General features: G+C 57.9%; 9 protein-coding genes. 5 read left to right on the forward strand and 4 right to left on the reverse strand.

The annotated features are described in order from the left end of the window. Positions 1-1,473 precede the first annotated feature (1,473 nt). From GGD67_RS14275 to aepX, 3 genes are all read right to left on the reverse strand, one after another. Complete coding sequence (locus GGD67_RS14275) at positions 1,474-2,331, reverse strand: DMT family transporter (RefSeq protein WP_179733614.1); 858 nt, start codon at positions 2,329-2,331, stop codon at positions 1,474-1,476. A 613-nt stretch (positions 2,332-2,944) separates the two neighbouring features. After that, a complete protein-coding gene (locus GGD67_RS14280; RefSeq protein ID WP_179733615.1) occupies positions 2,945-3,721 on the reverse strand; it encodes a phosphocholine cytidylyltransferase family protein in 777 nt (258 codons plus the stop codon). Between the two features lie 664 nt (positions 3,722-4,385). Further along, positions 4,386-5,255: a phosphoenolpyruvate mutase gene (gene aepX, locus GGD67_RS14285; protein WP_246790813.1), complete on the reverse strand. Its 870-nt coding sequence runs from the start codon at positions 5,253-5,255 to the stop codon at positions 4,386-4,388. Between the two features lie 613 nt (positions 5,256-5,868). Between aepX and GGD67_RS14290 the strand changes: the two genes are divergently transcribed. Beyond that, positions 5,869-6,501: a type VI secretion system ImpA family N-terminal domain-containing protein gene (locus GGD67_RS14290; RefSeq protein ID WP_179733620.1), complete on the forward strand. Its 633-nt coding sequence runs from the start codon at positions 5,869-5,871 to the stop codon at positions 6,499-6,501. Positions 6,502-6,622: 121 nt separating this feature from the next. Here the strand turns inward: GGD67_RS14290 and GGD67_RS14295 are convergent, their stop codons facing one another. Beyond that, positions 6,623-6,943 carry a hypothetical protein gene (locus GGD67_RS14295; protein WP_179733622.1) on the reverse strand — a complete coding sequence of 107 codons (321 nt, stop codon included), beginning with the start codon at positions 6,941-6,943 and terminating at the stop codon, positions 6,623-6,625. A 26-nt stretch (positions 6,944-6,969) separates the two neighbouring features. On the opposite strand from GGD67_RS14295, the gene GGD67_RS40160 reads away from it, so the two are divergent. The 4 genes from GGD67_RS40160 (at position 6,970) to GGD67_RS14310 (ending at position 11,812) form a co-directional block, all read left to right on the forward strand. Further along, complete coding sequence (locus tag GGD67_RS40160) at positions 6,970-7,161, forward strand: transcriptional regulator domain-containing protein (protein WP_409411356.1); 192 nt, start codon at positions 6,970-6,972, stop codon at positions 7,159-7,161. 58 nt (positions 7,162-7,219) lie between these two features. Next, a complete protein-coding gene (locus GGD67_RS14300; RefSeq protein ID WP_179733624.1) occupies positions 7,220-7,753 on the forward strand; it encodes a DUF2285 domain-containing protein in 534 nt (177 codons plus the stop codon). A 634-nt stretch (positions 7,754-8,387) separates the two neighbouring features. Beyond that, positions 8,388-10,475 (forward strand): prolyl oligopeptidase family protein, encoded by a 2,088-nt coding sequence (locus tag GGD67_RS14305; RefSeq protein ID WP_179733627.1) that lies wholly within the window; start codon positions 8,388-8,390, stop codon positions 10,473-10,475. 1,127 nt (positions 10,476-11,602) lie between these two features. Beyond that, a complete protein-coding gene (locus tag GGD67_RS14310) occupies positions 11,603-11,812 on the forward strand; it encodes a response regulator transcription factor (RefSeq protein ID WP_179733629.1) in 210 nt (69 codons plus the stop codon). The last annotated feature ends 666 nt before the right edge of the window (positions 11,813-12,478 follow it).

A 12,478-nucleotide genomic window follows, 5' to 3' on the forward strand; every position in this document is an offset into this window, starting at 1 on the left:
CTGCGCTGATTGTTGAGTTTGTGAGGTGGCCCGAACCGTATGGCCCGACGCTACGCGATCTGCTTCGGCTGCTCGACTTGGGTAAACTCGTTGTAAGCGATTAGGCTGAAGAGTTCGTCGAGATTTGGCGCCGCCTCCCTGAATGCCAATAATGCCTTGTTCCGATTGAATGCGGCCCTGTTTGAGATCGATGCCGCGGGCTGCCCGCAGCCGGCTGGAGAATTCATCGGTGTTGGCTAGGTGATGATGCTCGCGAACAAGCGAAGCAATCCGTGGCAGTCGGTTGTCGCCCAGCGCGACGCTGACAGCGTTACTCGACTAAGTTTGCGTGCCCGGCGCGCATTGTTCAGCCTTCCGAAGCTGCTATCGCCAACGACGAGCACGGGCAGTGCGGTCGAGTCCATGATGCGCTTGACTGGGTCGACGAGTTCTCTCCATGAAGCGTCGTTGGCATTGCGGTAACCCGAAGAGCAGGCAAGCGACGGGCCCGATGTCCGGAGACTCCCCCGAGCGTGCTCGGCGACCGTGCCGGAGAGTGCATCATACGAGCCCATTAGGAAGGAGAGGTCCCGGTTGGAGCAGACTGGAGCGGGTGGCGTGTCGGCACATTGATCAGGCTTCTTAGCGAGAACTGATTGCAGTTGACGTTGCATGCCGAATTCCTTGCTGGTGACGTTTTGACCAGCTCGTGATCACAGCAACAATTCGCATATACCTGTCATCTAGATCAATAACCAACATTGGTGGTTGACCGCGCCGCAAACGTGTGTGGCGGTATAGAATGCGACGCGGCAGCAGTGCTATCGCCCACACAATCGGGCTCGCTCGTTGATAGCAGAGGGTCCCTGGGGACGCACGCGCTCGCCTAGTCAAATACGTCCGTCGAGGTCATCGGGCTGCATCGGGCGTGGTTGATCGGCGCGTTGCTGGCGCGCGGGCGACGTTAAGACCTCTCGTGTTCAATGAACCTTCGGCGAGGGATTAGGGTCGAATTCGGAATCGCGGCGTTGCGCCGTCAACGGTGGCCTGCCAAAATTCGTATGGGTGACCATGAAGAGTATCCAGTGTTGGCGCTCGAAGTTCTAAGCGGAATCGATCCATCGAGTGGAGTGGCTTTATATCGTTCCTGAACGGTGGACAGTGCGTCCGATCGAGCGCCGGGGCATTGAATACTGACCGCCCGCACGAGCAGCGTCACGGCTTGATCAATCGATTCCGCCTACGTAGTGCTCTCAGCGATGCCTATCGCGTCTTAAAAACTCGTTGCGCCTTCAATGTCATCCTTGGCGCCGCTGAAATCTGGATCTGAATTGGAAGCCAGCGTGAGCCAGTTCGTGTCCAGGATGATGAACTGCGTCTGCCTTTCACATTCGTCCATTTGGAGTCCTCAGCCGGTTGATTGTAGCCGATCAGGCTGCGGTTCTTTAAGTTGTCTTGGGCGGTCCTCTTGCGGGCTCGATATTGCGCTGATACTCAACTGTCGAAATACCTCTCAGCCAGTGCAATCGACGAACCAAGTAGAACAAGAACAACACCAAGCCACATCAGCGGCGTAGGAAACTCGGCAAAGCAAATCCAACCAACTGTCAAGCTTGCGGGCAGGCGAATGAAGTCGAATGGAGCGCCAGCGACCAAGCGCGCCAGAGTGTAGCCTCTTGTTAGCGCCACCTGCGCTAGCATCCCCAAAGTCCCGATAAGGAACAGCGAAGGCCAGACGTCCCACGTTGGCCAAACCCATCGAGGAATTGCCAATGGCAGGCCCATCGCAGAGCTCCAGAGCATAAAACTTAACGCTATCCGTTCAGGGGCCTCGGTGCCAGAAATGCGCCTGATCATCATCACGGTCAAGCTGCCGAGGGCCGCGCCAAGTAGGCCGATAACAATCCAGATGCTCATGTTGATGGCGCTCGGTTGGATTATGGCAAGCATGCCCAGCAAGCCAAAGGTCAGCCCGATAATTGGCGTGACGCCTTGCCGTTCCTTCAGAACGAAAACGGATAACAGAAACGACCAGATGGGGGTCGTATAAAAGATGGCGGAAACCGCCGCCAGCGGAAGCGTTGATATACAAAGAACAAGCGTTACAAAGCTCGAATATCCAAACAGCGATCTGAGAAAATGCTCCTTGGTCAAGAAGAAGCGAAGATTGAATGTTTCGCTTCTCGGCAGAACAAACAGAAAGAAGGGAATGGATAGCAAGCTACGCAGAACGGACACCTCCAAAGGCGGGATTGTGAGCGTGACGATCTTAATGATCGAAGACATCACAACGATCAACAAGCTGGAGCAGGTAATGTAGGCAAGTCCTCGAAGTTCTGCGTCGGGGATCATCTGTGCCTTTCTTGAAAGCGGCGGCGGAGAACATGGTGCAGCATGTTAGTTACAAGTGCGGGGCCGTTTTCGGCTCGTTGCCAAGTGCTGCTGGCAATGAATTCGGCGGTATTTGGACAATGGACAATCCACCCGCAAGGATGATGACGGTCGCGTGGATCGCACGATCATTTTTCGGCACCCAGATTGAACCGACATACAAACGGAACGAGGTAGAGGAGCTGTGAGCGAGGGCGAGGGGTTTGTCGATCTGCCCTGTTTCTGCGGCCCGATTCTAGTTCGCTGCGGCACGGCTGGCACGGGCGACCTTGCGGTGCTAGGGATATCGAAAAGCGCAAGCTCCTGTGGGCTGCGATCATGTTTCGGAACGCGACATTGGTTCGTTTAGGTCGTTGTATTTCGATGCTAACACTTGACTTTGGGGCCTCATCTTCGTTGTCCAATTTACCCACTTCTTGCTCAAATGAGACGGCCGGCGAATCCTGCCACGACGTCCCGATGAAGATGCTGATGCCGCGTACGTCGCCTTGTTCGATGGTGGCGTACGAAATGGAGGCGCTGTGGGTCATAGCGAGCAGCAAGAAGCGAACGGGCTCGCAAATCCTCTGTGGGATCAAGCTGAAGGCGTTCGATCTGCGAAAATGCGTTCCGCGATGCGCAGATCTTCGATGCTGTCGATTTCGTACCACCTGAGATTGTCGCATCGCGCAGCAGCGAGCCTTAGACCGCGTCTTTCCACGAGATAGGCAAGAAGCTCCTCCGTGTAGGCCCGAGTAGCTCCGGACCCGACAATATCGTCTAGCGCTGGAACTATCTTTTCCTTCAGGGTCGGTGCCGAGAACCGAAGTAAGTTCATCGTCTTGAAAAGTGTTGGGCCATCCGCGATAAGGTTCGCTGCGGTCTGCTTAATGCGGAAACCTGAGATAAAGCCGGTATCTGATAACACAACTGCCGACCCTTCCATCAATTCACCGAAGGGAGCTACTGCAGCAACATCGGTTGCTTCTCCGATCATCAGGTAGCGCAATGCATTCTCCTCGAAGAAAACGTCGCCCTCGAGCAGAAAGCAGTCCGCGGAAAGAAGCGCGTCACGCGCCAGCCACAGGGAATAGGCGCTGCCAGTATGGTCGAAGGCAGCTGACTCCACATATTTAATATTGAGCGCACCAAAGCGGCTGCCGCAGGCATATTGGATGGCGTCCTTCCGGTAACCGACGACGATGGTTACCTCTTCCACGCCGACGGACTCCAGATTGCGCAGAGCGTTGTAAAGGATCGGAGTGCCGTTTACTTCGACCAGCGGCTTCGGGCGCAGGTCGGTTAGCGGCCGCAGGCGGGAGCCGAAGCCTGCGGCGAGAATGACGGCTCTTTTTGGGCCGGTGGTAGTCATTTCATCGCCTTTCGCCGTCGGGGGATATCGCGCCGCTATTTCTTTGCGTTGGAGGCTTGGAAGAGTAGCCTCAGGTCGGCCTCGAACTTGTCGGGTAGAATTTCGTAGGATAGGCATCCTCGGGCGAACGCGCAGCTGGATGCGATTCACTCAGTCATTGCGCCATCCCACGGAGACAGTTGGTTCGCCGCGGATCTCTCCAGCGGCCAAGTGATGCCCTTGCCACTCGCGGAAGCCGCTTTGGCGGTAGTGGTCGCCGCGGCGGTGCCCGACGAGTTGAACAAGACTGCCCGTTGCGCCAACATTTGCACTCTCTATCGCTCAAAAATGTTGCTTGTAGTTGCTGGTGTGGGGTGCGCTCGCGGAGTCCTTGGAAACGAGACTCCAATTCCAAAGACGCGAACTATCGTTCGCGTCGGTTAAGAGGAATCAATTTCTAGCTCTTGCTCGTAGCTGGGTGACCATTGAGATAGTTGAAGAGTTCGGGCCGAGATACGACAGCAATGCACAGGGTGGCCGCGCGAGATCTGTCGCGCGCCTTGAGCGCGCTGTCCCGTATAAGGAAGGCAAACAAGCGCCTCGTTGAAGAGCGCAGTGCAGCTGACGGAAAGAAGGACGGTTGCATGGCGGCATGCCTTGAGGATCAAGTTGTCTGAATGACAAGCTATTGGCGGGATTCAGCAGTCTGGAGATATCGTGCTTCCGCACGGGCAAGTTCATCGTAGCTCAACAGTTCAAAGACCTCGTCGAGCCTCGCAATATTGGGCTCAATGCTGGCAGTGTTCTCCTCAGCGATGATGCGACCGCAGACCTGCCGCATTGCCGCTATTGCAGCTCGCATGGAGTGGTTGGCCCAGATCACCGTGGAGATGCGGGCATTACGGTACGCTGAGACCGGTGTTCGATAGTATTTGGTTGGAACGATCACGATCGGCAAGCGATTCTGCCAGGCGCTCACGAACGAAAATATCTCGTCCGCTGTACTTTTTCGCGAGTGAATGAGGATCGCGTCGGCTCCTGCGTCGGCGTAAGCGTGAGCGCGCAAAATCGCGTCGTCCATTCCATGCCCGGCGATCAACGCCTCGATCCTGGCCACGAGGACCAAGTCGTCCGCGACCGCGTCCTTTACGGCACGCAAGCGGCCGGAGAATTCGTCGATATCGGCGAGGGGATGCCGATCGCCAACAAACGAGTTCATCTTCGGAAAACAACTGTCCTCCAGTGCGACCCCGGCAGCGCCACGCTGCAGGAGCTTGCGCGCCAGCAGGCGAGCATTGTTGAAATTTCCGAAGCCGCCGTCGCCGTCAACCAGGACAGGAAGTTGGCTTGAGTCCACGATTCGCTCGACCACCTCGACGAGGTGACTCCATGACGCTTCGTTGGCGTCGCGGTATCCAAGAGAGCAAGCAATCGACAGGCCCGACGCCCAGAGACCCTTGAAGCCTGCGCGCTCAGCAATCGCGGCGGAGAGTCCATCGTGCGCTTCCATGAGGAAGGAAAGTTCGCTGCTGGAACGGATTTGAGCGCGCAGCAGTTCAACAAGTGAGGAGTCAGCGGATTGATCAGGGCCGTTGGGGAGGAGAGATTGCGAATGATCTTGCATGCCGATTCCCTGTTGTTGACCGGCCGACGTTCATCAGTCGATGTGACACGCCGCTGTCATCTAGATCAATGACGAGAGTTGATAGTTGACCGAACCACAGAATTGGTGAGTCTCGGCACCGCGGCGCAGGGATCATGTCTGATCGCTCCTCGAGCCTCGGGTCCGACGCCGACGAAGCACCCTAGCTCGGGGTGAAAAATCATCGACCTCGTCCTGCTATCGGGAGGAGCGCTGGACGCGGTTCAGCTGCGCCCAAGGTCCGCGGGCCAATGACTGCCCCGGCCTAAGGACCCCCAGTCTCTGATGTCAGGTGTGCAACATGCTGTCGGGCCCATGACACGTCCGATTAAGCAAATGGCGTTTACAATCAAGCTATCGGAATTGGCATGAGCCTTGATTGAGGCACGTCAACAGCAGCGCCCGTGCAAGGAGCGGCAGTGGTGGCTTACAACATCATCGGCTCTCAGTTCATTGTCTGGAGCTGGCACGAAATCGACTTTTGCAATGATGCGCCCCATCTCAACGCGTGTGTGGCTTTTTCCGCATGATCGATTATTGGATCGTGGTCCGCGACAACATTGCTATGCGCTCGCGCCACGGTGCTGCGCCTGTGCCTGGCCCTCGACCTGCCGGCAACAATATTCGACAGACAGCCGTCTTCAAACGGCTCGAGGCCGAGGTTCGGCTCATGGACCTGGACGGACCGGCTGCGGTTGACTGGGTCAAGGTCAATGCTCTGTCGCTCAACATCCTGTCGAACCGGTCAAAAGACATTCTGGTTGCCTCCTGGGCTACCTATGGCTTGTTTCGGGTCGAGGGATATGAGGGTCTTGCCGTCGGCCTGGGCGTCCTGCATGGCATGGTGGAAGCGCACTGGGAGGAGTTATTTCCGTCGATCGGGCGGGATGATGCGCGGGTCGCCGCGATCGATTGGCTCCTGCACCTCGGACCGGCGCTGGCGGCGAATGAGCCGACTGAAGCCGACGCTTCAGCCGTGATTGCCGCCTGTGATGCGCTCGAGAGACTCGCTCGCGAGCTCAGGGGGAAGCTGGTCAAGGGGCGGGTCACTCTGGACGTGTTGTTCCGGGCGCTGCAATCGTATTACGAAGGAGCCACGACTCGCCTCAATCCCGTGTCCGGTTGCAATGGCGATCGCTCCGCCTGCATTCCGGGCTGAGCGGCTCAACCAGCCAGCACCCAACCTACCGCTATGGCTAGCGCAGGTGGCGATTGGCCTGTCTTCATGGACCGCTTGCTCATACCGTGCAGCAAAGGTGCGGGTATCGCCCGTCTGGTCTCTACAAGTCGATATATCGGGGTCGCGTCATCGCGATCTTCACATGGGATCTCGCTTCGTTGCCTGCGTGCCAAAATTTATTTCTTCGCCAGGCGCCACCCGGATCCGTTGGCTGCGTCATCTGGCCAGTCAGCGCGTCGGGGCAGACCCGATCGCCCGCACCGGAGCGGCGAAAGGAAAGATTGGCAGTATCAAAAGCGGACGTAAGTTCTTTGTCATCGCAAAAGCTGATCATTCCATCGCGGAAGCGCATCAAATGTTGAATATCCGAATAGGCGCAGCCATAAATCGCCACAACCCTGCCGTTTCCTTGCGTGTGCATTCAGAGCTTGCGGGGAAAATAGTGCGATGTCAGGTATCAACTGGAGGTCAGAGAGCTCATACCACAATGTCAGGAAAGGAGAACCGGCCGACATAGCCTGGGAGTGGCTGCGCCGTGATCGCGAGTATCAAAAAGACTTCAGAGCACTGCTAGGGAGCAAACGGACGGGTGCAACGGATCGCTTCCGACGGAAGTGGGGCCTGACGTTTCGCAGCTGATCCGAACGAGACGTTCGACAAACAGGCGGTTTTCTGGTCGCCCGAGGCGCTCACGACCGTGCTGACCGTCTGCACTGCGATCGGCTCGACGGCGTCCAATCCGTATGAGTTTGATTTCGCCGACCTGCCAGGCAGCGAGCTTCGTGAAGCGCCGGATGGATGGCATGCCATCGTGCCGCTCGGAGGAGCGAAGCATCGGCTTTGGCTGAGAGAATTGCCGCCGGGCGGATCAATGGTTGTAGTCGACTTGCCGCTCGACCGGAATTTCGACCCTCGTTTGCAGGCTGCACATCGATTTTGGCTGGCGCTCGAACGGCGTCCCGTTGGACGGCCGCCTCTTGCTCCGTCGATCGGGGCCCGTCATCGGCACATCCTCGCTTTGCGTGCGGTGGACGGGTGGCTGGAAGGCAACAGCTATCGCAACATCGGGCAGGGCCTCTTTGGCAAGTCGCGCATTCCCGATCGAGGCTGGAAGACGCACGATCTGCGCAGCCGGACCATTCGTCTCGTCCAGAAGGGATTGCGCCTCATGCGAGGCGGCTATCGTGACCTGCTCCGCCATAAGGGCAAAGACAGTGACGACACCATCTGAGCTCTCGCTGAAGGGCCAGCCGCATGCCGTGCTCCCAAACCAGCAGCCCGCAGGCAACGACTATATCCACTGGTGAACCTCTGTGCGAATACCGCGACGAAGTTCGCCCGGCCCGGCAGACGCTTGCAGTGAACGATCTGGAGGTCGCGATAAACACCGCCCTGAGCCTGATCGCGATCTGGCTGTTGATCAACGCGCTGTTCTTTGTCCTGATGACGCCGGTCGACAGGTCTGACCGCTAACGCTCAGCGGCGAGCAAGCTCTCAGCAGGGAAGTATTACGCTGGCCGGCGGGTGCATCGCCGTCCCGTTCATGTCGAAACTGCTGGCTGTCTGACTGGGTGTCCGGCCGGCACGCAGTCAATGTCAGCTTCGCAACCAATGTCGGCGGGGCGACACGGCCGTGCGGCCTCGAGCGACTGAAATTCGCGAGTCTTCAGCCGGCACGCAGCTTGCAGCTAATGAGCCGCCAGCTGGCACAAACCATCTTTGTACTTCGCGATCGCTGCTTGTTTTGCGCCGATTGCGCCTGACGCGCGAAGCCTGTGAACGCGGACATTCGACCTCATCCGGAGCAAGCCCATGAAAACATTCTGCTCTCTGCCGCATAGCTCTCGATTGCCTCTTTCACCGCTATGACCGTTTCGCAGGCGCCGACGAATGCGGCCGCGGCTGATGACCCGTTCCGTTGGCTCGAGGAGATCGAAGGGCCGGGTGCCCTGGCCTGGGCACGCGCCGAGAATGAGAAGACGCTTGGCGTGCTCCAGTCAGACCCGCGCTATCGGCGCTTCTACGAACAGGCGCTCAGCATCCTGCAGGCCAAGGATCGGATCGCGTACGTTTCGTTGGGACGGCACGGACTGGAAAATTTTTGGCAAGATGATCACCATGTGCGCGGCATCTGGCGGCGCACCACGCTTGAGAGCTATCGCAGCCAGGACCCGCGATGGCAGATCATCCTCGATATCGATGCGCTGGCTGTCGCCGAGAACAGGAATTGGGTCTTTAAAGGTAGCCGCTGCCTTCCGCCTGAAGAACGCCTCTGCCTGCTTTCTCTTTCCGATGGCGGTAAGGACGCCGCGTCCATACGTGAGTTCGATCGCCTCGCCACGTCCTTCATTCCGGACGGCTTTCATCTTCCCGAGGGCAAGCAGAGCGTCAGTTGGGTCGACGGTGACACACTCCTTGTTGCACGGGACTGGGGCGAAGGGACCTTGACGCAGGCCGGCTATCCGTTCGTGGTGAAGGAACTCAAACGCGCTCAGCCGCTCACCGAGGCGCGTGAGATTTTTCGCGGTGAACCGACCGATGTTCAGGCGCTGCCCTTCGTGCTTCGTGACAGTGAAGGTCATATCCATGCAGCCGGTGCCAACCGCCTGATCAGCTCCTTTGAGCACGAGTATGCGGTCTTCTGCTCCGACGGGCCCATCAAGCTCAATCTGCCGAAGAAGGCTACGATCGCAGGAGTCGCATGCAGCCGCCTGCTTGTGAAACTCGACGAGGACTGGACGCCATTCGAGGACGTCAGCTTCGCGGCCGGCTCGATGATCTCGTATGACCTAGCCGAATGGAAGCAGGATCCGCTGCGCGCCAGACCATCGCTCGTCTTCCAGCCTCGGCCCCGGCAGGCACTGAGCGGGTTCACTCGCACGAGGAACTCGTTGATCCTGACGATCCTCGAGAACGTTCAGAGCAAAGCGTTCGTCTACAAGTACGATGAGGGAGCCTGGTCGGCCACGCCGATCCCGCTCCCGGAGCATGCGAATGTCAGCCTGTCAGCCGCCTCCGATGAAGCGGACCAGGCGATGTTCGCCGTCTCGAACTACCTCAGGCCAACGTCAATCTGGTATTTCGATGCCGAAAACAAAAGCCTGGATGAATTGACGACGACACCTGCTGCCTTTGATGCATCCAATCATGTTGTGGAGCAGTTCGAAGCCACTTCGCGTGATGGCACGTCCATTCCCTATTTTCTGGTGCGGCCTAAGAACGCAAGGTTTGACGGCACGATCCCGACGCTTCTCCATGGCTATGGCGGGTTCCAGGTCCCGCTTCTGCCCTCTTATCTGGGGCCGGTGGGGCGGCTCTGGCTCGAACAAGGCAATGCCTATGTCGTTGGGAACCTGCGCGGGGGCGGCGAGTTTGGTCCGCAATGGCATCAAGCCGCCCAAGGGGCAACGAAGCAGAAGACATGGGATGATTTCATTGCCGTTGCCGAGGACCTAATCCGCCGCAAGATCACGAGCCCGCGCCGGCTAGGAGTAATAGGCGGCAGCCAGGGTGGCCTGCTCGTCGGCACTGCAATCACCCAACATCCCGAGCTCTTCAACGCGGCGATCATCCAGGTGCCGCTGCTAGACATGCTTCGATACACCAGCCTTGGCGCGGGCGCCTCCTGGATCGCAGAGTATGGTGATCCCGCTATCGCCAAGCAGCGTGCGTGGATCGAAGGCTACTCGCCCTACCAAAAGCTGGTGGCGGGCAAGACCTATCCCGCTCCCTTAATTCTGACCTCCACCAAGGACGACCGAGTGCATCCAGCGCACGGCCGCAAGGCTGCAGCAAAGCTCGCCGCGCTAGGCCAGCCTTACTTCTACTACGAGAACATCGATGGGGGACACAGCGCGGCGGTCAATCTCATCGAACATGCGCGTCGGCTGGCCCTTGAATACACCTATGCATCGAGGCGGCTATGTCCTGAGGAAGTTGGGCGGACGGGCTGATCGAAGCAGATAAAATCGAGTCCATTGGTTATCTCAACGTCTTCACGTTGCTCCGCTGAATTCATCGAGCCCAAGGCGAGAGGCTGACGAGGCGCCGGCGTAGCCAGGAAGTTCGTCACACGCGCAAGTTACCGGTTTGAACAGGCTCCGCCGGTGGCGAGCGGGCTCCGAGGTTCCCAAACACAACATGGCGAGCGGGTGGTAAGTTGCCAGATGCGCTTCCTTGAGGATTGTCTCGACAGATCCCTATTCGTCCGACGTGCCGCGGCGTGCGGCTGACATCCAAAGGCGAACAGCTAAGCCAGCCCTGCGAGTGTCTTGGTGGTTGTGAAAACATGTCACGTAGCGTCAATGCAGGCATGGCGCGGATTGATAATCCTGCTCCAAGATGCGCGAAAGAGTTCACGGCCGCCCTGTTGTTCAACGTCGATCAATCCCATTCGCTCTAACTCGGCTGTGGATGAGCGCGGCGTGTTCGAGGCTCTGCAACTCTTCTGTAAGCCGGTAGCGCGACGGGTGAAGCGAGCGTCAAAACGTCATGCGATCCTAAAGCGACCTGCCAACAAGCCGAACGGCTTGTGGTTGGTGCTGCATGCCTAAACCCTGCAAGCCGATCCTCGATTGGCACCAACGTCACCGTTCATATTTTTTGGGGGGAATGCCGATCAATGACTAGCATTGGTAGTGTTTTTGAGGCGCGCAGATTTGCATAATTGCGTAGGAGTGGCGCCGAACGCAAAGCTTTCGCTATGGGGTTGATTGGGGTCCCTAAAGGCTGGAAAGAAGGGCCTTGCTTGCAAATGGATGACCTGGGTTCGCGAGCCTGGTCCTACGGCCCCAGGGAGAATTCCCCACTCCTTGGGGGGAGGAGTGCTTAGTGAAAGGGTGAAATCCGGCTTACATAGAGTTGGATACAATACCGACGCCACGATTGTCGTAATGCTGATGTCGTGTTTGCGACACATGTCGCAAGCCCATCAACAGGACTGCAGTGGGATGGCGGCCTCGCGCGAATGTCGCGGCAATCGCCGAAGAATGTGTCTTGCCTCGCCGATGTTTGCTGGCGCCACTGAGTGGCATCGCATTTGCTGGTGCCTCTCCTGTTCTGTCGAATCCAGGAGAAAATCATGGCGGATGTGCAAGAGGTTGTGCTGTCGGAACGGGAAAGACAGTGTTTGCGATGGATCGAGCAGGGGAAGTCATCATGGGAAATCGGAGTCATCCTGAACGTGAGCGAGAACACCGTCAACTTCCATGTCAAGAACGCGATGCGAAAGTCGGAAACGACCAGCCGGACGCAGTGCGTCGTCAAGGCGCGGCGCTTGGGTCTTATTTAAAGTATCGACGGCGGTTTCGTTGCCACTAATGCACATCTAGCGAAATGTAAGGGGCTAGCTGTGGGTTGCCCGGCGGAATGCGAAGCGAATGACGCGCCCGCGGCTGTAGAACCATAATGCAGGCTCTGTTACTTTGGACAGGGCGCGCTTCTATTTTCGTCGCCCATCGTCACGGGGCGCCCTGGACCACCACGCGAGGTTAGATCTGGGTGCATAACGCTCTTGAAAGCTCGACGTAAGGTCGGCTGCCTATGTTAACGTGGTGGTCCGTCCGTTCCCCCTGCTGCGAGGCCGGCGGTTGTATGCCTGTCCGCAAATTGAAGAGAGTTGATCGTAGCGGCTTCGCTACTGAAGTATGGTCATCGGAGAGGCGGTGTAGACGGCCTGGGCCGGACGCAAAGACAGCAATGATAGTCCGCGAAACCATTTTCCAAAAGCGTGCTGCTGGTAGACGTTGCACGATATTCTAGCGCTCTGCGCGCTCAACCAAGTGCGGGCGATCCTCACGAAACGTAGCTAGCTTAATGAACGACTTTTCGCGGACCCCCAGTGCGACTGTTGCGTTCTTCCGATGATGTAGCGGAGCGAGATGAGCTGGATTTGTCTGCGGCGGACGGCGCGATCTGGGTCTTTCCGGAAGCGGACGACTCCGAAGTCGATGTGGCT

The sequence above is a fragment of the Bradyrhizobium sp. IAR9 genome (genome assembly GCF_013408065.1).
GTDB lineage: Bacteria > Pseudomonadota > Alphaproteobacteria > Rhizobiales > Xanthobacteraceae > Bradyrhizobium.

What these genes read in the sequence shown, in the direction of transcription:
- GGD67_RS14275 (WP_179733614.1), bottom strand. Translation starts at nt 2,331, where the DNA reads ATGATCCCCGACGCAGAACTTCGAGGACTTGCCTACATTACCTGCTCC.
- GGD67_RS14290 (WP_179733620.1), top strand. Translation starts at nt 5,869, where the DNA reads ATGATCGATTATTGGATCGTGGTCCGCGACAACATTGCTATGCGCTCG.
- GGD67_RS14295 (WP_179733622.1), bottom strand. Translation starts at nt 6,943, where the DNA reads ATGCACACGCAAGGAAACGGCAGGGTTGTGGCGATTTATGGCTGCGCC.
- GGD67_RS40160 (WP_409411356.1), top strand. Translation starts at nt 6,970, where the DNA reads ATGTCAGGTATCAACTGGAGGTCAGAGAGCTCATACCACAATGTCAGG.
- GGD67_RS14305 (WP_179733627.1), top strand. Translation starts at nt 8,388, where the DNA reads ATGACCGTTTCGCAGGCGCCGACGAATGCGGCCGCGGCTGATGACCCG.
- GGD67_RS14280 (WP_179733615.1), bottom strand. Translation starts at nt 3,721, where the DNA reads ATGACTACCACCGGCCCAAAAAGAGCCGTCATTCTCGCCGCAGGCTTC.
- GGD67_RS14310 (WP_179733629.1), top strand. Translation starts at nt 11,603, where the DNA reads ATGGCGGATGTGCAAGAGGTTGTGCTGTCGGAACGGGAAAGACAGTGT.